The organism is Hydrogenophaga sp. RWCD_12 (assembly GCF_046604225.1).
Classification (GTDB): domain Bacteria; phylum Pseudomonadota; class Gammaproteobacteria; order Burkholderiales; family Burkholderiaceae_C; genus Hydrogenophaga.
Genome location: NZ_JBKIXC010000001.1, coordinates 102,982 through 128,212, shown reverse-complemented (window position 1 = coordinate 128,212; position 25,231 = coordinate 102,982). Strand labels below are relative to the sequence as shown.

The window sequence follows — 25,231 nt, the reverse complement described above, 5'->3', positions numbered from 1 at the left end:
TCAGCCTCCCGCAGCCAGGGCGCCACCGGCGCGCAGCGCCTGCGCCACGCGTTGGCCCAGCGCCTCAGCCTGTTCCAGCGTCTCGATGCGCGCCTGTTCGACCACACGCACCACCGGCGCCCGGCCTTCCGGGTCGCCCCAGGCAGCGTCCAGCTTCAGCGTCTGCGGCGCATCGTGGTCCCAGCGGGCGTACGCCGCCAGCGGCATCGAGCAGCTGCCGCCCATGGCGCGCGAGACGGTGCGTTCGGCCGCCACGCGCAGCCAGGTGGGCATGTGCACCAGCGGGGCCAGCGCTTTCACCAGATCGGTGCGGTCGGCGCGGACCTCGATGCCCAGCGCCCCCTGGCCAGCGGCGGGCAGGGATTGTTCGGGCTCGAAGATGGCTCGGATGCGCGGGGACAGGCCCAGGCGCTTGAGGCCCGCGGCCGCCAGCACGATGGCGTGGTACTGGCCTTCGTCGAGCTTGCGCAGGCGGGTGTCGAGGTTGCCACGGAGCGGTTCGATGCGCACATCCTGGCGGCCCAGACGGTCGAGTGATTCGCGCAGCAGCACCAGGCGACGCAGGCTGGACGTACCGACCACGCCGCCTTGAGGCAAATCGGCCAGCGAGGCGCAGGCCGGCGACACCCAGGCATCGCGCGGGTCTTCGCGCTCCATCACACAGGCCAGTGCGAACCCCGGCGGCAGGTCCATCGGAACATCTTTGAGCGAATGCACGGCGATGTCGGCACGGCCCTCGTCGAGCGCGACCTCCAGCTCCTTGACGAACAGCCCCTTGCCGCCGACCTTGGACAGGCTGCGGTCCAGGATCTGGTCACCCTGCGTCGTCATGCCCAGCAGCGTCACGCGGTGGCCCAAACCTTGCAAGAGCGCTTTCACGTGCTCGGCCTGCCAGAGGGCCAGCCGGCTTTCGCGGGTGGCGATGGTGATGTTCAGGCTGTCTGAGGTGTTTGAAATGGACACGTCGGGAGATCCAGAAAAGATCACGCCGCTTCGGGCGTTTTCGTACCCGCTTGGTAACGGGAAAAGCAATCAACGATGCTAGCATGGCCGCTGCCCAAAATTTCAGCAACTCCTCTGCACCTCCACCGCCCTCCACATGAGCCGAACCACCGCCAAGAGCCCCACCTCCGTTGCCCTTCGGTCGCGCACCGCCCCTTCGAAAAAGGGCAACGACAAGGACCTGCCACTGGTCGGTGACATCCGTCTGCTGGGACGCATCCTCGGTGACGTGATCCGCGAGCAGGAAGGCAGCGACATGTTCGAGCTGATCGAACAGATCCGCCAGCTCTCGGTGGCCTTCCGCCGCCACGACGACGCTTCGGCCGACAAGGCGCTCAAGAAGCTGCTCAAGGGCCTGTCGGGCCAGCAGACGGTGAGCGTGATCCGCGCCTTCACCTACTTCAGCCACCTGGCCAACCTGGCCGAAGACCGGCACCACATCCGCCGCCGCGCCATCCACGACCGCGCTGGCGACGTGCAGGAAGGCAGCCTGGCGATGACGCTGCAGCGGCTCAAGAAAGCCGGTATCGGCAGTGCACAGGTGGTCGAGACCCTGGCCAACAGCCACATCTCGCCGGTGCTCACCGCGCACCCGACCGAAGTGCAGCGCAAGAGCATCCTGGACGCCGAACGCGCCATCGCCCACCTGCTGGCCGAGCGCGAAGGCCTGCTGCCGCGCGACCTCGAAGACAATGAAGCCCAGCTGCGCGCCCGCGTGACGCAGCTGTGGCAGACGCGCCTGCTGCGCTTCACCAAGCTGACCGTCGCCGACGAGATCGAGAACGCGCTGAGCTACTACCAGAGCACCTTCCTCTCGCAGATCCCGCGCCTGTACCGCGACCTGGAAGAAGGACTGGGCGACCGCAGCGTGGCGCCGTTCCTGCGCATGGGCCAGTGGATCGGCGGTGACCGCGACGGCAACCCCTTCGTGACCGCGCCGACACTGGAGCTGGCACTGCAGAGCCAGAGCGAAATGGTGCTGCGCCACCACCTGACGCAGCTGCACCTGCTGGGCGCCGAACTGTCGGTCTCGGCCATGCTGGCCTCGGTCAGCCCAGAAATGCAGGCGCTGGCCGGACGTTCGCCCGACAAGAACGCTCACCGCCAGGACGAACCCTACCGCCGCGCCCTGACGGGCATGTACGCGCGCCTGGCTGCCACGCTCAAGGAACTGACCGGCGGCGACGCCGCGCGCCACGCCGTGGCGCCGCAGGATCCGTACCGCAGCGCCGACGAACTGCTGGCCGACCTGCAAACCATCGAAGCCTCGCTGCTCTCGCACCACGGCGAAGCGCTGGCCCGTGGCCGCCTGCGCCCGCTGATGCGAGCGGTCGAGGTGTTCGGCTTCCACCTTGCGACGGTCGACCTGCGCCAGAGCTCGGACAAGCACGAAGAAGTGATCGCCGAGCTGCTGGCCACCGCCCGCGTCGAGGCCGACTACAGCGCGCTCGACGAAATGGCCAAGCGCGAGGTGCTGCTGCGCCAGCTCAACGACGCACGCCCGCTGCGCGTGCCTGGCGCCAGCTACTCCGATCACACCCGCAGCGAACTGGCGATCTTCGAGACCGCGCGCGCCGGCCGCGAACGCCTGGGCGCGCAGGCGATCCGCCACGCCATCATCAGCCACACCGAAACCGTCAGCGACCTGCTGGAAGTGCTGCTGCTGCAGAAGGAAACCGGCCTGGTGCGCGGCCTGCTGGCCGAAGACGCGGTGGCCGACCTGATCGTGGTGCCACTGTTCGAGACCATTGAGGACCTGCGCAACGCCGCGCCCATCATGCGCGACTACTACGCACTGCCCGGCGTGCGCGCCATGGTGCTGCGGGGCGCGGCCAGCGGCTACAGCGAGCAGGACATCATGCTCGGCTACTCCGACAGCAACAAGGACGGCGGCATCTTCACCAGCAACTGGGAGCTGTACCGCGCCGAGACCGCGCTGGTCGGCCTGTTCGACGCGCTCAACAAAGGCAGCGACCACCCGATCCGCCTGCGCATGTTCCACGGCCGTGGCGGCACGGTCGGCCGCGGCGGCGGCCCGAGCTACCAGGCCATCCTGGCGCAGCCTCCCGGCACGGTGCGCGGCCAGATCCGACTGACCGAACAGGGCGAGGTCATCGGCTCCAAGTACGCCAACCCCGAGATCGGCCGCCGCAACCTCGAGACCCTGGTCGCGGCCACGCTCGAAGCCACGCTGCTCAAGCCCACGCGCAACGCGCCGGCCGAGTTCCTGTCGGCCGCCGATGCACTGTCGAGCCAGAGCATGAAGGCCTACCGCGCCCTCGTCTACGACACCCCCGGATTCGCCGACTACTTCTTCTCGGCAACCCCGATCCGCGAGATCGCCGAGCTCAACATCGGCTCGCGCCCCGCCTCGCGCAAAGCGACCCAGAAGATCGAAGACCTGCGCGCGATCCCCTGGGGCTTCAGCTGGGGCCAGTGCCGCCTCACCCTGCCGGGCTGGTACGGCTTCGGCTCGGCGGTGCAGGCCTTCCTGCATGCCGAGGGCGACAAGGGCGTCGCCAAGCAGAAGGCGCTGCTGCAGAAGATGTGCAAGCAGTGGCCCTTCTTCAGCACCCTGCTGTCCAACATGGACATGGTGCTGGCCAAGAGCGACCTGGCGCTGGCCAGCCGCTACGCCGAGCTGGTGCCCGACAAGAAGCTGCGCACCAGGGTGTTCGGCGCGATCGAGGCCGAGTGGCACCGCACGGCCGAAGCGCTGACGATGATCACCGGCGAGAAGCAGCGCCTGGCCAACAACGCCGCGCTGCAGCGATCGATCCGCCACCGCTTCCCCTACATCGACCCGCTGCACCACCTGCAGGTCGAGCTGGTGCGGCGCTACCGCGCGGGCGAGAACCACGCCGACCGCGACGAGAAGGTACGCCGCGGCATCCACATCTCGATTAACGGCATCGCCGCCGGCTTGCGCAACACGGGCTGAGCCCGATCGCCACGCAGACTGTGCGAGATTGGTCGGCCCACTAGAATGAATCCGTGACCCAACAGCTCAACGCCGACCTGCACTGCCATTCCGTCGTCTCGGACGGCACACTCACACCCGAGGAACTGGCGCCCCGCGCCAAGGCCAACGGCGTCGAACTCTGGGCCCTGACCGACCACGATGAAATTGGCGGCCAGGCGCGCGCGATGGCAGCGGCCCGTGCGGTCGGCCTGCCTTATCTGACCGGTACCGAGGTATCGGTCACCTTCGCCAACGTCACGGTGCACATCGTCGGTCTGGGCTTTGATCCCACCGATCCGCAGATTGAACGCGGCCTGCGCGAGACCCGCGGTGGCCGCGAAGAACGCGCCCGGCAGATGGGCGCCGAACTGGCCCGCGTGGGCATCCCCGACGCGTTCGAGGGCGCCATGAAGTACGTCGGCAACCCCGACCTGATTTCGCGCAGCCACTTTGCGCGCTACATCGTCGAGTCGGGGCATTGCCCCGACACCAACGCCGTGTTCCGCAAGTACCTGGCCGAAGGCAAGCCGGGCTTCGTGCCACACCGCTGGGCCAACCTGGGCGACACGGTGCGGTGGATCACCGGCGCCGGTGGTGTCGCGGTGATTGCCCACCCGGCACGCTACAAGTTCACCGCCAACGAAGAGTTCGCGCTGTTCAACGAGTTCAAGTCGCATGGCGGCCAGGGCGTCGAGGTTGTGACCGGCGCACACAGCCAGGCCGACGCCGTGAAGTACGCCGAGTTCTGTCGCGAGTTCGACCTCGTGGCATCCCGCGGCAGCGACTTCCACAGCCCCGACGAGAGCCACACCGACCTGGGCAAGCTGCCCGAACTGCCCAACGGCCTCACGCCGGTCTGGTCGCTGCTCGAATCGCGCATCCAGTGAGCACGTCCCGCGTGGGCGTTCCGTAAAGCCGCGCCGCGCTGGCAGGTGTTGCGCGGCGCCGTGCCGCTCACGATCAGCATCCTCGGCTGTTAGCGTGCAGTTCAGCCGGTGCGCGAATTCACCGCCTTCGTCATGATCACACTGCTCGTGGTCACGCTGCTGTGCGGCTGACCAGCGCCTGCTGGAGCCGCCGGAGGCCTGAGCGGGCGCGGCGGCGCGCGCACAATACGCGCATGTCCCAGTTCTTCGAAGTACACCCCGAGAATCCGCAGCCGCGGCTGCTCAAACAGGCGGTGCAGCTGCTCGAACGCGGCGGCGTGCTCGCCGTGCCAACCGATTCGAGCTACGCCCTGGTCTGCCATCTGGACGACAAAGCCGCCGCCGACCGGCTGCGCCGCATTCGTGAGGTCGACGACAAGCACCACCTGACCCTGTTGTGCCGCGACCTGAGCGAACTCGCCAGCTACGCCAAAGTCGACAACCGCCAGTACCGGCTGCTCAAGCTCGCCACGCCGGGCCCCTACACCTTCATCCTCGAAGCCAGCAAGGAGGTGCCGCGGCGCGTGAGCCACCCCTCGCGCAAGACCATCGGCCTGCGGGTGCCACAGCACACCGCCCTGCAGGCCCTGCTCGACCTGCACAACGCGCCGCTGCTGGCGACCACGCTGATCGCTCCTGGCGAGCGCGAACCCATGAACGACGCCAGCGAGATCCGCGAGCGCTTCGAAAAGCTCCTGGACGGCGTGATCGACGCCGGCGCCTGTGCACTGGAGCCGACCACGGTGGTCGATCTCACGCCCATGGGCAACGGCGGTGACCCCGAGGTGGTGCGGCAGGGCCAGGGACCGTTGCAGCCGCTGGGTCTGTGAGGTCGACCCGCGGCGGGCCGTTGCTGCAGCGCAGTCTGGGACAATAGCGGCATGGACTTTGCCGATATCGTTCAAAAAATTGCCATCTACGCCCTGCCCGTGCTCTTCGCGATCACGGTGCATGAGGCTGCCCACGGCTATGCCGCGAGACATTTCGGCGACGACACCGCCTGGAAGCTCGGGCGCATCACGCTCAACCCGCTCAAACACATCGATCCGGTCGGCACGATCGTGATGCCGCTGATCCTGTTCTTCTCCACCGGCGGGGCCTTCCTGTTCGGCTATGCCAAGCCGGTGCCGGTGCAGTTCGGGCGGCTGAAAAATCCCAAGCGCGACATGATCTGGGTTGCGCTGGCCGGTCCTGGTGCCAATCTGGTACAGGCCATTCTCTGGAACATCGTCTTCTACCTGCAGGTGTTTGCCGGCATCGAAGAGCGCTTCTTCATCGAGATGGCGAAAGGAGGCGTGTCGGTGAACCTGGTGATGTTCGCCTTCAACCTCTTTCCGCTGCCCCCGCTCGATGGCGGGCGCATTCTGGTCGGCCTGTTGCCCTGGAAGCAGGCCGTGGCAGTCTCCCGCATCGAACCCTGGGGCTTCTTCATCGTGATGGCCTTGGTCGTGATGGGCGTCATCGGGTCGCTCTGGATGTACCCGCTGATGAGCGTGACCAGAGCCCTGATCGATTTGCTTCTGACCCCGCTGCGCGCCCTTCTTTTCTGATTTTCCCGACTCTCCCGCCCATGAGCCTCCAACGCGTCCTGACCGGCATCACCACTTCCGGCACCCCCCACCTGGGCAACTACGTCGGCGCCGTGCGCCCCACCGTGCGCGCCAGCCGCGAGGCCAACACCCAGAACTTCTATTTCCTGGCCGACTACCACGCGCTGATCAAGACCGGCGGTGACCCGGTGCGCGTGCAGCGTTCCACACTGGAGATTGCCGCCACCTGGCTGGCCTGCGGACTGGATCCGGACAAGGTCACGTTCTACCGCCAGTCCGACATCCCCGAGATTCCCGAACTGACCTGGCTGCTGACCTGCGTCACCGGCAAGGGCCTGCTCAACCGCGCCCATGCCTACAAGGCCTCGGTCGACAAGAACAACGCCGCCGGAGAAGACCCGGACGCGGGCGTGACCGCCGGACTGTTCATGTACCCGGTGCTGATGGCGGCCGACATCCTGATGTTCAACGCCCACCAGGTGCCGGTCGGCCGCGACCAGATCCAGCACATTGAAATGGCGCGCGACATCGCCTCCAGCTTCAACCACCTCTACGGCGAGCACTTCACGCTGCCCGAAGCGGTGACAGAAGATCACGTCGCCCTGTTGCCGGGCCTGGATGGCCGCAAGATGAGCAAGAGCTACGACAACACCATTCCGCTGTTTGCCCCGAAGGAACAGCTCAGGAAGCTCATCATGGGCATCCTGACCGACTCGCGCGCGCCCGGCGAACCCAAGGACACCGAAGGTTCGGCCCTGTTCCAGCTCTACCAGGCCTTTGCCAGTACCGACGAAACCGCCGCGCTGGCCAGGGCCTATGCCGATGGCATCGCCTGGGGTGAAGCCAAGCAGGTGCTGTTCGAGCGCCTGGACCGCGAGATCGCCCCGATGCGCGAGGTCTACGACCAGCTGATCCAGGAACCGGCCCGGATCGAGAAGACCCTCAAGGCCGGCGCCGAGAAGGCCCGCAGCATCGCCACGCCCTTCACTGCCCGCTTGCGCCACGCCGTGGGCCTGCGCTCGCTGGACCAGATGTCTGGGCAGAAAGCCACGAAAGCCGCCAAGGTCGCAGCTCCTTCCTTCAAGCAGTACCGCGAGAAGGACGGCCAGTTCTATTTCAAACTGGTCGACGCCCAGGGCGACTTGCTGCTGCAAAGCACCGGTTTCCCCGCTCCGCGCGACGCCGCCCAGGCCATTGCCCAGCTGCAACAAGACGGCGATGCCGGCTTGACCGCGCTCAAAGGGCGATTGAATCTGTTGGCAGACATCTCGAAAGTCACGGATGCGCTTCGGTTTTTTGCGCAGAATTCCGCTTGATCCCTGCGTTTCGAGCGCCCAGAGCACCGAGAAGGTGCGCCCGGGTGAGACAATTCTTCAGGAAGTCCGGAGTTCCCATGAGCGCATGCCCGGGCCGGCAAAACTAAAAACAAGGTCTGCATTCATGTCCTTTTGGCTATCGCCAAGAGCACCCGATATGGATATGCTGCACTACTACAGACCCAACACATTCCAGTCTCTGCCATGAGTATCTTTGTCATCGACGACCACCCCCTGATGCGCGAAGCCGTCGTGATGCTGCTGCGGCGCCTGCGAACCTCCACCCAGGTCGTGGAACTGGAGCGGCTGGCCACCGTGAGCAGGGCCATCGCTGAACACGGTGAGCCGGAGCTGGTGTGTCTGGACCTCAAGCTGCCCGACACCCATGGCGTCTCCGGTGTGCGGGAAGTCCGGCAGATGCTGCCCGACACCTCGCTGATCGTGCTGTCGGCCTCGCCGGCTTCCGACTACGAAGACCTGGCCAAGGAAGCCGGCGCCGACGCTTATGTCGAGAAGTCGGCCGGTGCGGCTCAGATCGGGCGCGTGCTGCGCGAATTCCTGGCGGACGAACCGGAAGACGAAAACGCGCCGACCATCCCCGAGAAGCTCTCCAAGCGGCAGAAACAGCTGCTGGTGATGCTGGATCGCGGCCTGTCCAACCGCGACATCGCCGAAGCGCTGCAGATCAGCGAACACACGGTCAAGGTGCACCTGTGGCGCCTGTTCCGTCGCCTGAACGTCAAGAGCCGCTCGCAAGCCAGCCACCTGGCCCGCACCGCCGGTCTCCTGGACATGTGATTCAGGTCGGCACGTCCGGCATGCCCTGCTGCTGGGTGTAGATCGGCAGCATCACCCGGAACACGCTGCCCCGGTTCGCCTCGGAAGAGAGCGCGAGCTGATAGCCCATCATCGTCGCCAGCTTGGACACGATGGTCAGCCCCAGGCCCAGACTGTCCTCCGTCCCGTGATGCTGGGACACGCGGAAGAACTCCTGGAAGATCGCCTGCTGGTGTTCGCGGGCAATGCCCACGCCGGTGTCCCAGACCTCGAACACCAGCATGTCCTCCTTCTGCCGCAGCCCCAGCAGCACACCGCCCTTGCTCGTGTGCTTGAGGGCGTTGGACAGCAGATTGCCCAGGATGCGGCGCAGTACCACCGGGTCGCCCCACAGCTGCAGGGGACGGGTGTGGGTCTTGAGCTTGAGCGACTTTCCCGCCGCCACCGGGGAAAACTGCAGCGAGAGATCGGCAAACAGCTGCTGGACGTCCACGTGCTGCAACCGCACCTTGTAGTTGCCCGCGTCGATGCGGGTCAGGTCGAAGAGGGAGTCGAACAGCTCGTTGATCGCCCGCGTCGATTGCAGGATGCGCGGTGAAATTTCGCGCGCCATGTCCGGCTCGGTCGCCAGCCAGTCGGCGTACAGGCTCAGCGCGTGCACCGGCTGGCGCAGGTCGTGGGCTGCCGACGCGAGAAAACGGTTCTTGGTCGCCACCGCGCGCAAGGAAGCGCGGGTTTGCTGGGTCAGCGAATCGATCAGTTCCTGGTTGGAAAACTGCAGTTCGAAGCTGGAGCGATAGACCTGGTGCAAGCGTTTGCCAGCCATCATGAGCAGCCACCAGAACAGGGCCAGCAGCGCCAGCAGTCCGGTGCTGGTGCGCAGCGGCATTGCAGTAGGTTCGCGATTGAGCAGTGCATCGGCCAACAGGGTCAGCGCAACCACCGCGACCACGGTATTTGCATAGCGGCGGAACACCGGCAGGTAGGAACTGAATGACACCAGGGTGATCAGCCCCTGTCCGAGAACCAGCATGCCGCAGATGAATTGCACGCCGATGCTGGCCCGGCCGTAGCTGAGCCCCACCACGCCGCCCCACAGGATCCCGATCACGACCCAGGACCATTGATAGCGTTTGATGAAGGCCATGCGCTGCGGGCCTTCCTGGCTGTCGAAACGCAGGCGGTAGATGCCCAGCATGCGGTAGCGGAACGCAATCATGCAGAGCAGCGCGGACGCCCAGGCGGCCAGCAGGTAGCCGTTGACCTCGTTCCACAGCATGAACACCACCAGAGGGATCGCCAGCAGCGCGGCGCCCAAGGTCGGCATCACATTGTCCATCAGCACCGCGATCAGCCGCGAGTTCACCCATTGGTCACGCACTTCGGCGGTGGCCGGCACGTGCTGGTAGGTGGCGGGCTGGGTATCGACAAGCATGGAAGGCGCTCAGTGGCGGCGATTGTCGCACCGCACATCGTGATGTGAACCCCGGAAAAGCAACACAAAAGTGGCTTGCTGGCTGCTGCTAGAATCTCGGGCTTCGACACGGAGAGATGGCAGAGTGGTCGAATGCACCGGATTCGAAATCCGGCGTACAGGTATTCCTGTACCGAGGGTTCGAATCCCTCTCTCTCCGCCAGGAATTCATTCCGCGCAACGCCCACTTCGGTGGGCGTTGTCGTTTCTGTCGTCTGCGTGCTCAGCCCAGCAGGGCCTCCAGACCGCCTTCCGGTTCGAAGCGGCGGTTGCGGAACCGCAGGCGGGTCGGCCCTTGCCACGCCGTCCCGCGCACCGGATGCCGCGGATCGCCCGGGTAGCAGATGACCCGTTCACCGTCCTCGTCGAACGGATGTGGCTCGACCAGCACCGGTGGCCGCTGCCGTGCGGCGTCCATCGCCTGCGCCACATTGGCGACGCGGACCAGTTGCACCAGGCTCATGATCTGCGGCGGCGCCAGGTCGATCTCGCCGGCCCAGTAGCGCTGCAGCCCGTTGCTGGGCATCAGCCAGACCGCTTCGGTGGCTTCCACCGCATCGTGAATGGCTTCCTGCCCATGCGGCGCCGGCGCCACGAAGAAACGGGTGTCAAAGCGTTTGCGGGACACCGAAGGCTGGCGCGGCGTGATCCAGCGCGACCAGGGCCACAAGCTGTCCACCGGCAGGTCAAGGCCGCATTCCTCGCGCGTCTCGCGCACGGCGGCCGCAAACAGGCCTCGCGCCACGGAGGGCGGCAGCCGCGGTTCATTCAGGGTGGCGGCGTACCACGATGGCTCCCGCGGCTCGCCACGGACAGCGGTCTCGCCGTCGGTGGCGTCCAGCTTGCCGCCGGGGAACACATGCGCGCCCCCGAGCACGCCCGAGTCGCCGTGACGGCGCACCATCAGCACCTCCAGCCCCTGCGGGCCGTCGCGCAGCACCATCACGGTCGCCGAATCGATCGGGGCGGTGTCGACCGCGTCGAAGTGGATCTCCAGCGCCATGCGGTTCAGCCTGCGGTCTTTGCCGGCGGCTGCCAGCGGAAGAACATCGGATAGACCTTTTCGACCACCGGTCCGTCGAAGGCCCATGCCTTGCACTGGCCCAGGTGCATGGGTGGCCGGCCGTCGCCGGCGGGTGCGAACGACGAGGCCTTGGTCTGGAAGGCCGCGGTGGCGAGGTTGAACAGCAGTTCGCGCAGATGGGTGCAGCCGACCGTGCCGCCCAGGTGGCGCTCGATGGTCTTGCGCCAGCCCTTGCCCAGTGTCTCACCGATCAGGCCCTGCATCGGCGGCATGGCCTGCGGGCAGGGATCGTGCGGATGGGCGTCCATGCAGGCGACCACATCGCGGATCACCATCGCCTCGTCCAGCGTCACGCGGATGCTCATCTGGTGGATCGCCTCACCGGGCGCCCATTCGCCCTCGCCTTCGATCTCGAACGCGTAAGGCTTGGTGTCGAGCAGGTCGCCTTCGATGTCCCACAGGCCATCCTCGCGGCGAAAGCCGCGGTATTCGACACGGCGGGTGTGCATCAGGGAACGGGGAGCGGGCGGCGGCAACGGCAAGGCAAACCTCGGCAGGTGGGCGAAAGCCGCTGATTTTCCCCGATGGGGCGGGCCAGTGCTGTCGCCGGTGTCAGGGCCGTGGCCGGCGGTGCAGCGCCCACTGTGCCAGCGCGCCACAGAGCGCAAACCCCATCATCAGCCAGCCCAGGTTGCCGGCGCCGTCGTGCGGGAACAGGCCGACGGCGAATCCGCCGACCGCGCCCGTGAGCTGCTGCGAGAGCCCCGCAACTGCGGCTGCCGATCCTGCCAGCGCCGGCACCAGACCGACCGTGCCTGCCAGCGCCGGTGGCACCAGCAGGCCATGCCCGATGCCCAGCAGGGTCAGCGGCAGCGCGAACGCCAGCGGCGAGCGCCATCCTGCATAGGCCAGCACCAGCATCAATCCAATGCCACCCAGGGTCAGCGCCTGGCCCCAGCGCATCATGGGCACCGGCCCGGTGCCCATCGCCAGCCGCGCCGCCAGGAAGTTGCCCACGATGTACGAGCCGGGCACGCACATGATGTAGAAGCCGATGCCGTCGGGCTTCACGCCGTAGCTGCCCAGCACGATCGGCGCGCCGCCGAGAAAGGCGTAGAAGGTGGCCGTCGTCATCGCCAGGATGGCCACATGCAGCAGGAACGAGGGTTCGCGCGCCAGGCGGGCGTAGGAGCCCAGCATCGCCGTCAGCCAGTGCGGCTGCACGGTGGTCGGGGCGCGGTGGTCTGGCAGGCCGCGCCAGGCAGCCACGAACAGCACCACTGCCAGCGCCGCCATCACCACAAAGTTGGCCTGCCAGCCCAGGCGCACATGCAACTGCCCGCCGATGATGGTTGCCAGCGGCGGGCACAGGCCCATTGCCATGCCGACATACGCCATGACCCGGGTGCGTTCCGGGCCGGCGAACAGGTCCTGCACCATGGCGCGACCGACCACCATGCCGGCCGCCGCGCCTGCGCCCTGCAGGACGCGTGCAGCCACCAGCAGCGGCAGGCTGGGCGCCAGCGCAGCCAGCACCGAACCCGTGAAGGACACCGAGAGGCCAAACAGCAGCACACGCTTGCGGCCCAGCCGGTCCGACAGCGGGCCGTAGAGCAGTTGCAGCGAACCGTAGGTCACGACGTAGCCGCTGAAGCTCAGCTGCACCGCCGCCTGCGAGCTGCCGAAGATCGCGCCCCACTCCTGCATCGAGGGCAGGCAGATGGTCATGGCCAGCAGGCCGAAGGCGAGCTGCGCCAGCAGGTTGGCGATCAGCCAGCCGTGCGGCTGGGGGCGTGCGGAGGATTCGGTCATGCGGGCGGGGCTGCGGGCTCGGCCCGGCGAAAAACCCCGAGGCTACCCCGATTCGCTGACAGACCCCGTCCGCAGCGCGATACCCCTCGCTAAGATCGCGCCATGACCCAGTACTGGCTGATGAAGTCCGAGCCCGAGGAGTGCTCGATCGACGACGCGCTGGCGGCCCCGCAGGCCACCGTGCCCTGGACCGGCGTGCGCAACTACCAGGCGCGCAACTTCATGCGCGACGCGATGCAGATCGGCGACGGCGTGCTGTTCTACCATTCCAGCTGCGCCGAGCCGGGCATCGTGGGCCTGGCGCGCGTGGCTTCGGACATCCGCCCCGACCCGACCCAGTTCGACCCGGCCTCGCCCTATTTCGACGGCAAGTCCAAAGTCGACGCGCCACGCTGGCTGCTGCGCGACGTGCAGGCGCTGAAGAAGACCCGCCTGATCGGCCTGCCCGAGCTGCGCGCCACGCCAGCGCTGGCCGAGATGGTGGTGCTGCAGCGTGGCAGCCGGCTCTCGATCACGCCGGTGACCGAGGCGCACTGGCGCTTCATCACCGGGCAGCTGCTGGGCGGTTGATCCGCCGCAACGCCCAGGCGGCCAGGCCCAGCGCCACCACCGCGGAGAACGACCACCCCAACGCCCGCGACACCGGCAACTCGCCCTCGCGCGCCGCGCCCATGAAGAAGAGCACAAAGGCCAGCAGGTGCACACCGGCGCGCTGCAGCCGCACCCAGACCCGGTCAGGCCGCACGGTCCAGGCCAGCAACACGTCCACACACCACCAGACCGCAAACACCGTGTCCAGCCGCGGTGCGCTCACGCGTGGCGTGTGCAGCACGCGCGACCAGTCGTTGCCGAACAGCACCACCACGGCCCACCAGAAGTGCACCGCGAACACCAGCAGCGACGCGGTCCAGCAGATGCGCCAGAAGCGCGCCGCGATGGCCGAGCGACCGGCCAGCGGCAGCAGCGCCAATGCGGGTGCCGCCAGCAGCAGCGAGGCCCAGATGGTGAAAAAGGTGCGGTGCAGGTCCTCGCGCTGACCGGGCAGCACGTCCGGCGCGCTGCCGCCGGGCGGCGACAGCGAGAACAGCGACCACTCGCGCGTCCACGCCGCCGCCAGAAACACCAGCAGCAGGCTGGCGGCGGCGATCAGCACCGCGGTCATCCCGTCGGTCCGGCGCGTCGCCCGGTCCTCGTTCCATGACGTCATGTGGTTCCTCCAGAAAGTTTTCCCGCTCCACGCAGGAGATGGATGGCCTCGACCATCTGCGCGTTCAGGGGTGCCCGGGTGCCCAGCGAATGCGCCAGCCGCACCACTTCGCCGCACAGGTCGTCGATCTCGGTCTGGCGCCCGGCCGCCAGGTCCTCCGCCATGCTGGAGCGGGCGTGTGCGTCCATGCGCAGCATGCGAAAGGCGATCAGGCGGAACAGCGGCGTCGGCAGGCGCAGCACACGCAGGAAGCGGTCCCACGGCAGCGGCGTCACGCGGTGCGGCTCGATGTGGGCCTGTCGCAGCAAGCGCAACGCCTCGTCCACCAGATCCGCATATCGGCGGCGGTGGGTCGCATCCAGCAGTTGCGCCTTCAGCGGCAGGCCCGAGAGCGCATTGACCGGGTTGTTGAGGTTGAGCAGCAGCTTGCCCCATTGCACCGGTCGCATGTCGGCATGCAGACCGAGCGAGAGGCCGGCGCGCAGGAACACCGCCTGCCACGGCGCCAGGCAGGCCGCACTCTGGGCCGCAAGCTGGCCGGCCGTGCCTTGGTGGAAGTGCCCCGGCCCGCGCCGCATCACGTTGAACGGCACCATGGCCGGCAGCAGATGCAGCTGGGGCGAGGCCAGCGTGGCATCGGCGATCGGGAACAGGCCGTTCTGCCAGCACAGCACCGGCGTCTCCCTGGGCAGCACCTGCGCCAGCCGCCGCAGGGCCGACGTCAGCGCCGGCCGCTTGACGCACAGCAGCACCAGAGCAGGCCGGCAACCGTCCGGAATGTCTTCATGCAGGCGCAGTTCGGACACAGGCACCCGCCACTCTCCCCCGCCGAGATCCGTCAGGCGCAGACCGTGCATCGCCAGTTCCGCCAGCACTGCCGGTCTCCCGACAAAGTCCACCGGCACACCGGCCGCCTGCAGGCGGCCCCCCAGGTAACACCCGACCAGACCGGCGCCCATCACCAGCACCGTCCCGGCCGCCTTCGGATCGTTCTGCGCAACCGTCATCGGCCAGCCACCGCGCGCGGGCCCCGCCGCTGCACCGGTCCGGCGGCCGCATCGATGCTTTCCCGCAATCCGGGCTGCAGCCCCAGCGCCATCAGGATCTCGGCCAGCACGAACATCGGACCAACCAGCAGGCCGCGCAGGTCGTCGAAGAAGGCCGGCTTGCGGCCTTCCCAGACATGCCCCACCGCCTGGAACACCCAGCCGACGACGAAGCTGCCCAGGCCCCAGGTGAGCCAGACGGTGGTGGGCGCGTCACCCAGCGTCTGCGCCAGCGCCACCAGAGCCGCCAGCACCGCCATGGTCGGGACCGTGAGCGACCAGCGCCCCTGCCGCAGGTACCAGACGCCGGTCAGGGCCCAGACCAGCCAGTGCGCCCCGGGCAACAGCGCGGCGGCGGCGCCCAGCGGGATTCGCGCCAGCATCGCCGCGATGCCGAAGGCGATCAGCGGAATGCCGACAAAGTGGGTGGCGATGTTGCGCGGGTCGCGGTGGTAACGCGCGTACTCGATCAGCTGGCGGGTGGCCAAGTCCATGGTGGTCTCCTGTTGTGGTTGTTCGGCAAAGCGGCAAGGATCGCTGCATGGCGCGGGAGCGTCTGTCAAAATTTCGACAAAGCCCGCGCCATGCCACCTTCCACCCCTGTCCCCCCCGGTCTGCACGCCGCCCTGGCCAGCGACGAATGGTTCGGCCACTGTGCCCCGGCGCTGCGCGACGAGCTGCTGCGCCTGGGCCGGGTGCGCAAGCTGGCCGCCGGCGAGTCGCTGTTCGCGCGCGGCGGCGATGCCGAAGGCCTGTGCTGCGTCATGGCCGGTGCGCTGCGCATCGGCGCCCTCAATGCCGAGGGCGACAGCGCCCTGCTCGCGTACCTGGAGCCCTACCAGTGGTTCGGCGAGATCTCGCTGATCGACGGTCGCCCGCGGACCCACGACGCCGTGGCCGACGTCCCTTCACAGGTCCTGGTGGTGCCGCGCGAGGCGCTGCTGGCCTGGCTCGATGCCCACCCGGCCATGTGGCGCGAACTGGGCAAGCTGGCCTGCCGCAAGCTGCGGGTGGTCTTCGTGGCCATCGAGGAGCTGGCGCAGCTGCCGCTGGAAGAACGCGTCTGGCGCCGCCTGCAGCTGGTGGCCCTGGGCTACGGCAGCCGCGATGCGCCTCGCCGGCGCATCCGGCTGGCGCAGGAGGTGCTCGCGCAGATGCTGGGCGTGAGCCGCCAGAGCATCAACAAGGCGCTCAAGACGCTGGAAGCGCGCGGCCGGTTGCGGCTGCACTACGGCGAGATCGAGCTGCTGGACGCGCTCAGTGAAAGTCCCGGCTCTCCGTCGCCAGCCGACCCAGCAGCGGGGTGAGGTCTTCGAGGCGGCCGGCGATCAGGTTGCAGACATTGCCTTCGCGCTGCCACACGCCGTGTACCGCCATCAGCCTTGCGCGGGTGAGTTCGTTGCGCTGGCGCTGGCGCACGGACTTCCAGACGATGACCTGCACCACGCCGGTCTCGTCTTCCAGCGACACGAACACCACGCCCTGCGAAGTGTCCGGCTGCTGGCGCCCGGTGACGATGCCGCAGGCGCGCACCAGGCGTCCGTCGGGCGCGTCCCTGAGCTGGGCGGCGGTCATGAAGCGGCGCTGGTTCAATCGCTCGCGCAAGAGCGCCAGCGGATGGCGGCGCAGCGTCAGGCCCAGGCTCGCGTAGTCCCACACGATCGCTTCGCCTTCGGGCGCCTCGGGCAGCTCGAGCACGTCTTCCTCGACCGGCGCGTCCCGCAGCAGCGCGGGCGGCGCCTTGAGGGCCACCGCATCCCAGACCTGCTGGCGGCGGTGACCGCTCAGGCCCATGAGCGCGTCGGCGGCGGCGAGCTGCTCCATGGTCTGCCGGTCCAGCCCCGCGCGCCGGGCCAGGTCTTCGGTGTCCATGAAAGGCCCCAGGATGCGCGCCGCCATGAGGCGCTCCCCCTCCGCTATCGACAGCCCGCTGACCATGCGCAGCCCCAGCCGCACGGCGGCCTGCCCGTCCGCCGTCTCCTCCAGCGTGCAGTCCCAGTCGCTGTCCATCACGTCCACCGGCCGCACCTCGACGCCGTGCCGCTGCGCGTCCTGCACCAGCTGGCTGGGTGAATAGAAGCCCAGCGGCTGGCTGTTGAGCATGGCGGCCAGGAACTCGGCCGGGTGGTGGCGCTTGATCCAGCAGCTGGCGTAGACCAGCAGCGCGAAGCTGGCCGCGTGGCTCTCGGGAAAACCGTAGCTGGAGAACCCCTTGACCTGCTCGACCACACGTTGCGCGAACTCGAGCGGATAGCCCCGTGTGGTCATGCCGTCGACCAGCCGGTGTTCGTAGGCGCCCAGCCCGCCGGTGCGGCGCCACGCGCCCATGGCGCGGCGCAGGCCGTCGGCTTCGCCGGGGGTGAAGCCGGCCGCGATCATGGCGATCTGCATGCATTGCTCCTGGAACACCGGCACGCCCAGCGTGCGCTCCAGTGCGCCCTCCAGCCCCTTGGGATAGTCGATGGGTTCCTTGCCCTGGCGCCGCCGCAGGTACGGGTGCACCGCACCACCCTGGATCGGACCGGGACGCACCAGCGCGACCTCGACCACCAGGTCGTAGAAGCAGCGCGGCAGCAGGCGCGGCAGCATGGCCATCTGCGCACGGCTCTCGATCTGGAACACGCCCACGGTGTCGGCGGCGCAGATCATGTCGTAGGTCACCGGGTCTTCGGGCGGGATGTCCTGCATCTGGAACACGAAGCCCTTGCGCTGCCCGATGAAGTCCAGCGACTTGCGGATCGCGGTCAGCATGCCCAGCGCCAGCACATCGACCTTGAGCAGGCCCATGGCGTCGAGATCGTCCTTGTCCCACTCGATCACCGTGCGGTCGGCCATGGCGGCGTTCTCGATCGGCACCATGCGCGAGAGCGGCATCTGGGTCAGCACGAAGCCGCCGGTGTGCTGCGAGAGGTGGCGCGGGAAGCCCATGAGATCCGCGGTCAGCCGGACCAGCTGGCGCACCTGCAGGCTGTCCGGATCGAGCCCGGCTTCGCGGATGCGTTCGGGCGCGAAGCCGTCCTCGCCCCACCAGCGGTGGCCACTGCCCAGCGCGTCGAGCGCGGCCTCGTCGAAACCCAGCGCCTTGCCCACGTCGCGCAGAGCGCTGCGCGGTCGGTAGCTGATGACGGTGGCGGTCAGCGCCGCGCGCTCGCGGCCGTATTTGGCGTAGAGGTACTGGATGACTTCCTCGCGCCGTTCGTGTTCGAAATCCACATCGATGTCGGGCGGCTCGTTGCGCTCCTTCGAGAGGAAGCGCTCGAACAGCACCGCCGTGCGGTCGGGGTCCACCTCGGTCACGCCCAGGCAGTAGCAGACCGCGCTGTTGGCCGCCGACCCGCGCCCCTGACAGAGGATGTGCTCCGAACGCGCGAAGGCAACGATGTCGTACACGGTGAGGAAGTAGTGTTCGTAGCCCAGCTCGGCGATCAGCGCCAGCTCGTGCTCGACCTGCTGCTGCACCTTCGCGGACGCGCCCATGGGCCAGCGCCGGCCCATGCCTTCGTAGGCCAGGCGGCGCAGGTAGCTCGCGGGCGTCTCGCCCGCCGGCACCACCTCGCTGGGGTACTGGTAGGCCAGTTCGTCGAGCGAGAAACGGCAGCGTTCGGCCACCTTCAGCGTCTCGGCCAGCAGGGCCTCGGGGTAACACTGCGCCAATGACAGCCGCGACCGCAGGTGCTGCTCGGCGTTCGGCGCCAGCGCGTGGCCGCACCCGGTCAGCGGCTTGCCGACGCGGGTCGCGGTGAGCACGTCCTGCAGAGCCTTGCGCGAGCGCACGTGCATGTGCACGTCGCCCACCGCCACCAGCGGCACCGCCGTGAGCTCGCTGCTCTGGCGCAGCCGGTGCAGGCGCATCTCGTCGTCCATCAGGCGCAGCTGCTCCACGCCCAGCCAGCAGCGCCCCACGAAGTGCTGCAGCAGCCAGCGCGCCAACGTGTCCATCTGCGCCTGCGCGCTGCCGCGCTGCGGCACGGCGATCACCAGGCAGTCGGCCAGCGCGTCGGCACTGATGTCCTTCAATAACAGCCGGTACGTGCCCTTGCTCGCCGTGCGGCGCAGGCGCGTGATGAATTCGCAGAGGTTGCCGTAGCCATTCAGGTTGGTGGCCAGCACCACCAGCGTGAACGGCGCATCACTCTGCACCTGGAACTGGCTGCCCACCAGCAGCGGAAACTCCAGTGCCTTCGCGGCCACGTGGGCGCGCACGATCCCGGCCAGCGAACACTCGTCGGTCAGCGCCAGCGCGTGGTAGCCGAGCGCATGCGCGCGCTGCACCAGCTCTTCCGGCCGGCTCGCTCCGCGCAGGAAGCTGAAGTTGGAGCAACACAGCAGCTCGGCGTAGGACGGAATGCCGGGTGTTGCAGGCGTCATAGTGACCGCTCCGGCGCGACATGCCCGAACCCAGGATGCGGTGGAACCGGCTTTGCCGGGCCGCTCGCATCGCCCCCTGGAAGGGGGTCGCGCGCAGCGCGGCGGGGGTCAGGCAAATATTCCATGGAGGAACCATGCAGGTGCCGCATCCAGCCGCGTCTGGAACACCCACAGCACGCCCGCGTGCACCGACTGCGCGACCCAGTAATCACGTGCCACGTGGCGGATCTGGCCGGCCGCCTCGTCGCGGTCCCACCAGCCGCCCTCGACCCGCTGCGGGCCGGCGAGCAGCTGCAACTCACCCTGGTAATACGGCCGGTCACCACGCACCAGCAGCTTGAGCGGCACCGGCAGGATGAACCCGGGCTGCGGCACATCGCTGTCCGGGACGGGCTTGCGCGGCAAGGGTTCGCCCGCCGGCTGCCAGCGGCACATCCACTCGGGGCGGTGGTCTTCGCACAGCACCGGCCGCAGCACACGCTGCGGTCCCAGGCGCACGGCGATGCGCTCCAGCACCAGGGGCAGCGCCTCTCTGCCGGCGTCCTCGTCGGGCAGCCAGGAGGCGCTGTGCTCCTCCAGCGGCTGCACGACGTCGGCGGTGAGTTCCAGGTCGCCCACCGGCGCCAGCAGTTCCACCCGGGCCAGGTGCTCGGCCAGCAGGCGGCACAGGTGGTCGATCTGGCGCGTGGGCTCTGCCGTGCGCACGGTGAGGCAACCGCCCTCGCCCGCCGACTTCGCGCGCATGGCGTCGTGCGCCCAGTGCAGCGTGAACGCGGTGGTGCCGCTGTGGCGCGCCGCCAGCCAGCCGCACAGCGACAGCAGCAGGCGCCGCGCGCCGAACAGCAGGGCCGGCGCGTCGTCCACCCGGAACATCAGCTCCAGCCGTTGCGCAAAGCGCTCGGGCGGCTCGATCCACTGGTGCACCTCGGGCGCCCGGCCGTAGATCTGGTCGAGCGCCGCCAGCAGCGGCTGGCCGAAGCGGCGGCCCACGCCACCCCGCGGCAGTCGGCGCACATCGCCCAGGGTGCGGCAACCGATGTGCGCCAGCGTGAGCCGGTGCGGGCGCACGGCGCTGAGCGTCTCCATGGGCAGGGCGTCGAGCAGCGCCCCCAGCGGTCCAGCCAATCCGTTGGACATGCCGGCACGCGCCAGCGCCAGCGCCGCCAGGCTGTTGGGCGCCCAGGCCATCCGGCCCACACCCAGTTCCGCACCTTCGGCCTGTACGCGCTCGTGCAGCGCACGCCGGCCACCGAACAGGCGCACGCTGGCCGCCAGCTCCATGACCACGGCTTCGTCGGCGACGGCGACCCGGGGCGTGAACTGGAGGGCCCAGAGCGCCAGCGCCTGCAGCGCCGCGTCAGTGGGCAAGGCGCTGTCGTCGGGCGGTGGCAGCAGCAGCGCTGACCAGAGCATGGTCGCTCTCGTGAAAAGCCGGTCCGGCCGGCACCACCGGTTCGGGCACACGCGCCGGATCGCGCGGCAGCAGGATGCTGGGCTGGCGCAGCCGCGGCGTCAGGATGGCCTGAAGACCTCCCGGCATGGCGTGCAGGTGCAACGGAGTCTCCAGCGGCGGCCCTTTGCGCTTGAACACCTCGACCGCCAGGCACCAGTCCGGCGCCACCCGCGCCAGCAGCCGCAACGGCGCGGCCGAGGCGCTGCGGGCCGCCTCCGCCGGCCGGCACAGGAACACCGGCGCATCGCCCGCCCCGGCCAGCACCTGCAGGCGGCGCAGCTGCTCGGGCCGCGCCTTGGGCAGCCAGGCGATCAGCGCGCCACAGGAGCGCCCCTTGAGCAGCTGTTCGGTCGCCCACAGGCGCTCGGCCGGCGTTTCGGCCTGCACCCAGACCAGTTGCCGCTCGGTCACCCCCTCGAAACGCAGACCCGGCAGGTGCGGCGGCTGCGGCGGCCCGACCAGCACCACGCTGCGACCGGCGGCGCAGACCCGGGACAGCGCCGGCCCCAGCAGACGCCACTCCAGCATGCCTCCCTGGGTGCTGAGGACCTCGGTCAGCCCCTGGCAGGGCCAGCCGCCACCGGGCAAGGCGGCGTCCAGCGACTCGAACCCGCTGGACAGCGTGGCCATGACCGGGCGCCCCAGCTGGTCACCGCGCCAGATCGCCTCGGCCACCGCACGCGGCAGCGCCTGCGGCATGGTTTCGCGCGGCAGCCGGCCAACAACGGCAACGGACGCGGAAACCTCCGGCAAGTCGCCGGACAGACGCTGGGGCAAGGCGGACATGGCAAATTCAAGGCTCTAAATACTGTTTTTATGTACAGTACAAGAAACCGGAGCGATTGTCCACCAAGGCCTTCACGGTCAAGGAACCATTCTTTTAGCACTCACTCATAGAGAGTGCTAATATTTGAGCAAGACCACTTAGGAGGTTCTTTCTGATGTCCAACACCCTGCTTGCCCCCGCTGCTGCCCTGCCCTCCGCCACGCTGGCCGTTGCCAGCCCGTGGAGCCGTTCGCTGACGCTGCCGCCGCTGGGCAACCTGGACGCATACATCTCCGCCGTCAACCGCATGCCGCTGCTGACGCTGGAAGAAGAGCAGTCGGCCGCCCGCCGTCTGCGCGACCACAACGACCTCGACGCCGCCGGCCAGCTGGTGATGTCGCACCTGCGCCTGGTGGTCTCGATCGCCCGCCAGTACCTGGGCTACGGCCTGCCGCACGGCGACCTGATCCAGGAAGGCAACGTCGGTCTGATGAAGGCCGTCAAGCGCTTCGACCCCGAACAGGGCGTGCGCCTGGTCAGCTACGCGATCCACTGGATCAAGGCCGAGATCCACGAATACATCCTGAAGAACTGGCGCATGGTCAAGGTCGCGACGACCAAGGCCCAGCGCAAGCTGTTCTTCAACCTGCGCTCGATGAAGCAGGGTTTCCGTGCCGAAGCGCTGGACGGTGACACGCACCGCGAAGCGTTTTCCGACGGTGAGGTCGATCTGGTCGCGCGCGACCTGAAGGTCAAGCCCGAAGAAGTGCGCGAGATGGAAACCCGGCTCTCGGGTGGCGACGTGGTGCTCGACCCGAGCCCCGGCGAAGACGGCGAAGACAGCTTCGGCCCCATCGCCTACCTGGCCGACGCGACCCACGAACCGACCGCCGTGCTCGAATCCGCCGAACGCGACGCGCTGGCCACCGAAGGCGTGGCGCGCGCCATGGGCGAGCTCGACGACCGTTCGCGCCGCATCGTGACCGAGCGCTGGCTCAAGGTGAACGACGACGGCTCGGGCGGCATGACGCTGCACGAACTGGCGGCCGAGTACGGCGTGAGCGCCGAGCGCATTCGCCAGATCGAAGTCGCGGCCATGAAGAAGATGCGCAAGGCGCTGGCCGAATTCGCCTGATCCGCAGCGGATCACCCAAAAGGAAACCGCCCGAGGGCGGTTTCCTTTTTACCGGTCGAAGCCACGCCGCACCATCAGGCCTCGCGACGCAGCGCCGGGAACAGGATCACGTCGCGGATGCTGGGCGAGTCGGTCAGCAGCATCATCAGGCGGTCGATGCCGATGCCGCAGCCGCCGGCCGGGGGCATGCCGTATTCCAGCGCGCGGATGAAGTCGGCGTCGTAGTACATCGCCTCTTCGTCGCCACCGTCCTTGGCCGCAACCTGTGCGTGGAAACGCGCGGCCTGGTCTTCGGCGTCGTTCAGCTCTGAGAAGGCGTTGCCGAATTCGCGGCCGGTGATGTAGAGCTCGAAACGCTCGGTCACTTCCGGGCGGTCGTCGTTGGCGCGGGCCAGCGGCGAAATCTCGGTCGGGTGCTCCATGATGAAGGTCGGGTTCCAGAGCTTCTCTTCGACCGTCTCTTCGAAGTACAGCACCTGCAGGCTGGCCAGCGACCGGGTCGAGAGCTGGTGCTTCTCTTCGCTCATGCCCAGCTTGCGCAGCGCCGGGATCAGCCAGGCCGGGTCGTCCACCCCGGCGCCGGCCTCGGTGTACTTGAGGATGGCTTCGCGGATCGTCAGGCGCTCGAAGGGCGAGAACACGTCCACCGGCTGGCCGTTGTAGGTCAGCGGCGTGTCGCCGTGCACCTGCTTGACCACGTGGCGGATCAGTTGCTCGTTGAAGTCCATCAGGTCCTGGTAGTTCCAGTACGCCGCGTAGAACTCCATCATGGTGAACTCGGGGTTGTGGCGGACGCTGATGCCTTCGTTGCGGAAGTTGCGGTTGATCTCGAACACACGCTCGAACCCGCCCACCAGCAGGCGCTTCAGATACAGCTCGGGCGCGATGCGCAGGAACATTTCCTGGTCCAGCGCGTTGTGGTGCGTCTTGAAGGGCTTCGCGTTGGCACCGCCGGGAATGGGGTGCAGCATGGGCGTCTCCACTTCCAGGAAGCCGTGGCTGACCATGTAGTCGCGGATGCTGGACAGGGCTTTGCTGCGGGTGACGAAACGGCGGCGCGAGGCCTCGTCGGTCATCAGGTCCACATAGCGCTGGCGGTACTTGATCTCCTGGTCGGCCACACCGTGGAACTTGTCGGGCAGCGGACGCAGGCTCTTGGTGATCAGGCGGATCTGGTCGGCATGGATCGACAGTTCGCCAGTGCGGGTGCGCATGAGCACACCCTCGGCAGCCACGATGTCGCCCAGATCCCAGTGCTTGAACGCGGCCAGTTTCTCTTCGCCCACGCTGTCGGTGTTCAGGTAGAGCTGGATGCGGCCGCCGCTGGGACCGAAGGTGGCGTCCTGGATGGTCGCGAAACAGGCCTTGCCCATCACGCGCTTGAGCATCATGCGGCCGGACACGCTGGCGCGCACCGGATTGGCTTCCAGTGCTTCCTTGCTCGATTCGCCGTGCGTGGCGAACAGCGCTTCGGCGGTGTCGCGGGGCTTGAAGTCGTTCGGGAAGGCCACGCCCTCGCCGCGCTGCTGCGCTTCGCGCAGGCCTTTGAGCTTCTCGCGCCGCTCCGCAATCAGCTGGTTGTCGTCGGTGGGTGGGTGTTCGGTGGTCATGGTGTGGGACAAATAAAAACGGGTTGCGCCCGAAAAGCGCAACCCGTCATTGTAAGTTCCGGCCTGGAGGTCAATGCCCCAGGTACGCCTCACGCACTTTCGGGTCGACCAGCAGGTCCTTGCCGGCGCCGGTCATGGTGATCAGGCCGGAGTCCATCACATAGCCGCGGTCGGCGATCTGCAGCGCCCGCTGGGCGTTCTGCTCGACCAGCACCACGGTCACGCCCTGTGCGGACACGTCGCGCACAACCTCGAAGATCTTGTCGACCATGATCGGCGACAGGCCCATCGAGGGCTCGTCCAGCAGCAGCACCTTGGGCTGGCTCATCAGCGCACGCGCCATCGCCAGCATCTGCTGCTCGCCGCCCGACATCGTGCCGGCCAGTTGGTCCTTGCGCTCCTTGAGGCGCGGGAAGATGCCGAACATGCGCTCGATGTCGGTGGCGATGCCAGCCTTGTCGGTGCGGATGTAGGCACCCATCTGCAGGTTTTCGGTGATGGTCATGCGGGTGAAGACACCGCGACCTTCCGGCACCATCGCCAGACCCAGCTTGACCAGATCCCAGGCGCCGCGGCCCTTGATGCTCTGGCCCAGGTATTCGATGTCGCCGCCTTCGAAGCCCAGCGAACCGGTGATGGCCTTCATGGTGGTGGTCTTGCCGGCGCCGTTGGAGCCGATCAGCGAGATCAGCTCGCCTTCGCGCACTTCCAGGTCGACGCCCTTGACGGCCTTGATGCCGCCGTAGGAGACCTTCAGCCCGCTGACTTTGAGGAGTGTGTTTGCCATATGTCTGCTCTCTCTT

Annotated in this window: 22 protein-coding genes and 1 tRNA gene; 10 read left to right on the top strand and 13 right to left on the bottom strand. The window is 68.0% G+C overall.

What is annotated here, in order from left to right:
- Window positions 1–957 carry a hydroxymethylbilane synthase gene (gene hemC, locus ACLIJ1_RS00600; RefSeq protein WP_411364756.1) on the bottom strand — a complete coding sequence of 319 codons (957 nt, stop codon included), beginning with the start codon at window positions 955–957 and terminating at the stop codon, window positions 1–3.
- A gap of 142 nt (window positions 958–1,099) precedes the next feature.
- On the opposite strand from hemC, the gene ppc reads away from it, so the two are divergent.
- The 6 genes from ppc (at window position 1,100) to ACLIJ1_RS00570 (ending at window position 8,554) form a co-directional block, all read left to right on the top strand.
- Complete coding sequence (ppc, locus tag ACLIJ1_RS00595; protein WP_411363538.1) at window positions 1,100–3,943, top strand: phosphoenolpyruvate carboxylase; 2,844 nt, start codon at window positions 1,100–1,102, stop codon at window positions 3,941–3,943.
- Between the two features lie 53 nt (window positions 3,944–3,996).
- Complete coding sequence (locus ACLIJ1_RS00590) at window positions 3,997–4,851, top strand: 3',5'-nucleoside bisphosphate phosphatase (protein ID WP_411363537.1); 855 nt, start codon at window positions 3,997–3,999, stop codon at window positions 4,849–4,851.
- Window positions 4,852–5,084: 233 nt separating this feature from the next.
- Window positions 5,085–5,720: an L-threonylcarbamoyladenylate synthase gene (locus tag ACLIJ1_RS00585; protein ID WP_411363536.1), complete on the top strand. Its 636-nt coding sequence runs from the start codon at window positions 5,085–5,087 to the stop codon at window positions 5,718–5,720.
- 51 nt (window positions 5,721–5,771) lie between these two features.
- Window positions 5,772–6,440, top strand: coding sequence for a site-2 protease family protein (locus ACLIJ1_RS00580; protein ID WP_411363535.1), 669 nt, complete (start codon window positions 5,772–5,774; stop codon window positions 6,438–6,440).
- Window positions 6,441–6,460: 20 nt separating this feature from the next.
- The gene (locus ACLIJ1_RS00575; protein ID WP_411363534.1) at window positions 6,461–7,756 is read left to right on the top strand and encodes a tryptophan--tRNA ligase; all 1,296 of its coding nucleotides are present in this window, start codon (window positions 6,461–6,463) and stop codon (window positions 7,754–7,756) included.
- Window positions 7,757–7,960: 204 nt separating this feature from the next.
- The gene (locus tag ACLIJ1_RS00570; RefSeq protein WP_411363533.1) at window positions 7,961–8,554 is read left to right on the top strand and encodes a LuxR C-terminal-related transcriptional regulator; all 594 of its coding nucleotides are present in this window, start codon (window positions 7,961–7,963) and stop codon (window positions 8,552–8,554) included.
- A gap of 1 nt (window position 8,555) precedes the next feature.
- On the opposite strand, the gene ACLIJ1_RS00565 is transcribed toward ACLIJ1_RS00570, so the two are convergent.
- Window positions 8,556–9,968: a sensor histidine kinase gene (locus tag ACLIJ1_RS00565; protein ID WP_411363532.1), complete on the bottom strand. Its 1,413-nt coding sequence runs from the start codon at window positions 9,966–9,968 to the stop codon at window positions 8,556–8,558.
- Between the two features lie 110 nt (window positions 9,969–10,078).
- Between ACLIJ1_RS00565 and ACLIJ1_RS00560 the strand changes: the two genes are divergently transcribed.
- A tRNA-Ser gene (locus ACLIJ1_RS00560) sits at window positions 10,079–10,170 on the top strand.
- A gap of 60 nt (window positions 10,171–10,230) precedes the next feature.
- Here the strand turns inward: ACLIJ1_RS00560 and ACLIJ1_RS00555 are convergent.
- The 3 genes from ACLIJ1_RS00555 to ACLIJ1_RS00545 all read right to left on the bottom strand — a co-directional run bounded on the left by ACLIJ1_RS00555 (window position 10,231) and on the right by ACLIJ1_RS00545 (window position 12,843).
- The gene (locus ACLIJ1_RS00555) at window positions 10,231–11,010 is read right to left on the bottom strand and encodes an NUDIX hydrolase (RefSeq protein ID WP_411363531.1); all 780 of its coding nucleotides are present in this window, start codon (window positions 11,008–11,010) and stop codon (window positions 10,231–10,233) included.
- A gap of 5 nt (window positions 11,011–11,015) precedes the next feature.
- Window positions 11,016–11,540, bottom strand: coding sequence for a DUF2889 domain-containing protein (locus ACLIJ1_RS00550; RefSeq protein WP_411363530.1), 525 nt, complete (start codon window positions 11,538–11,540; stop codon window positions 11,016–11,018).
- 103 nt (window positions 11,541–11,643) lie between these two features.
- Window positions 11,644–12,843: a multidrug effflux MFS transporter gene (locus tag ACLIJ1_RS00545; protein WP_411363529.1), complete on the bottom strand. Its 1,200-nt coding sequence runs from the start codon at window positions 12,841–12,843 to the stop codon at window positions 11,644–11,646.
- A 102-nt stretch (window positions 12,844–12,945) separates the two neighbouring features.
- Here ACLIJ1_RS00545 and ACLIJ1_RS00540 point away from each other — a divergent pair, with 102 nt between their 5' ends.
- Window positions 12,946–13,413, top strand: a complete 468-nt coding sequence (locus ACLIJ1_RS00540; RefSeq protein WP_411363528.1) for an EVE domain-containing protein — start codon at window positions 12,946–12,948, stop codon at window positions 13,411–13,413.
- On the opposite strand, the gene ACLIJ1_RS00535 is transcribed toward ACLIJ1_RS00540, so the two are convergent.
- Genes ACLIJ1_RS00535 through ACLIJ1_RS00525 form a run of 3 tightly spaced genes read right to left on the bottom strand, consistent with a single transcriptional unit; the run spans window position 13,388 to window position 15,590 of the window.
- Window positions 13,388–14,050 carry a hypothetical protein gene (locus ACLIJ1_RS00535; protein WP_411363527.1) on the bottom strand — a complete coding sequence of 221 codons (663 nt, stop codon included), beginning with the start codon at window positions 14,048–14,050 and terminating at the stop codon, window positions 13,388–13,390. The genes ACLIJ1_RS00540 and ACLIJ1_RS00535 overlap by 26 nt on opposite strands.
- Window positions 14,047–15,057, bottom strand: coding sequence for a 2-dehydropantoate 2-reductase (locus ACLIJ1_RS00530; RefSeq protein ID WP_411363526.1), 1,011 nt, complete (start codon window positions 15,055–15,057; stop codon window positions 14,047–14,049). The genes ACLIJ1_RS00535 and ACLIJ1_RS00530 overlap by 4 nt, the downstream gene beginning before the upstream one ends.
- A complete protein-coding gene (locus ACLIJ1_RS00525) occupies window positions 15,054–15,590 on the bottom strand; it encodes a DUF962 domain-containing protein (RefSeq protein WP_411363525.1) in 537 nt (178 codons plus the stop codon). The genes ACLIJ1_RS00530 and ACLIJ1_RS00525 overlap by 4 nt, the downstream gene beginning before the upstream one ends.
- A gap of 90 nt (window positions 15,591–15,680) precedes the next feature.
- On the opposite strand from ACLIJ1_RS00525, the gene ACLIJ1_RS00520 reads away from it, so the two are divergent.
- A complete protein-coding gene (locus ACLIJ1_RS00520) occupies window positions 15,681–16,403 on the top strand; it encodes a Crp/Fnr family transcriptional regulator (protein WP_411363524.1) in 723 nt (240 codons plus the stop codon).
- Here the strand turns inward: ACLIJ1_RS00520 and ACLIJ1_RS00515 are convergent.
- The 3 genes from ACLIJ1_RS00515 to imuA all read right to left on the bottom strand — a co-directional run bounded on the left by ACLIJ1_RS00515 (window position 16,354) and on the right by imuA (window position 21,703).
- Window positions 16,354–19,464 (bottom strand): error-prone DNA polymerase, encoded by a 3,111-nt coding sequence (locus ACLIJ1_RS00515; RefSeq protein ID WP_411363523.1) that lies wholly within the window; start codon window positions 19,462–19,464, stop codon window positions 16,354–16,356. The two genes, ACLIJ1_RS00520 and ACLIJ1_RS00515, sit on opposite strands and share 50 nt — an antisense overlap.
- Before the next feature lie 108 nt (window positions 19,465–19,572).
- Window positions 19,573–20,877: a Y-family DNA polymerase gene (locus ACLIJ1_RS00510; RefSeq protein ID WP_411363522.1), complete on the bottom strand. Its 1,305-nt coding sequence runs from the start codon at window positions 20,875–20,877 to the stop codon at window positions 19,573–19,575.
- Window positions 20,822–21,703: a translesion DNA synthesis-associated protein ImuA gene (gene imuA / locus ACLIJ1_RS00505; protein WP_411363521.1), complete on the bottom strand. Its 882-nt coding sequence runs from the start codon at window positions 21,701–21,703 to the stop codon at window positions 20,822–20,824. Before imuA ends, ACLIJ1_RS00510 begins: the two co-directional genes overlap by 56 nt.
- A 155-nt stretch (window positions 21,704–21,858) precedes the next feature.
- Here imuA and rpoH point away from each other — a divergent pair, with 155 nt between their 5' ends.
- Entirely contained in the window at window positions 21,859–22,818 is a 960-nt protein-coding gene (rpoH, locus tag ACLIJ1_RS00500; protein WP_411363520.1) for an RNA polymerase sigma factor RpoH, read from the top strand.
- Between the two features lie 74 nt (window positions 22,819–22,892).
- Here the strand turns inward: rpoH and lysS are convergent, their stop codons facing one another.
- The gene (gene lysS / locus ACLIJ1_RS00495; RefSeq protein WP_411363519.1) at window positions 22,893–24,428 is read right to left on the bottom strand and encodes a lysine--tRNA ligase; all 1,536 of its coding nucleotides are present in this window, start codon (window positions 24,426–24,428) and stop codon (window positions 22,893–22,895) included.
- 70 nt (window positions 24,429–24,498) lie between these two features.
- A complete protein-coding gene (locus ACLIJ1_RS00490) occupies window positions 24,499–25,215 on the bottom strand; it encodes an ABC transporter ATP-binding protein (protein ID WP_411363518.1) in 717 nt (238 codons plus the stop codon).
- Window positions 25,216–25,231: the final 16 nt, after the last annotated feature.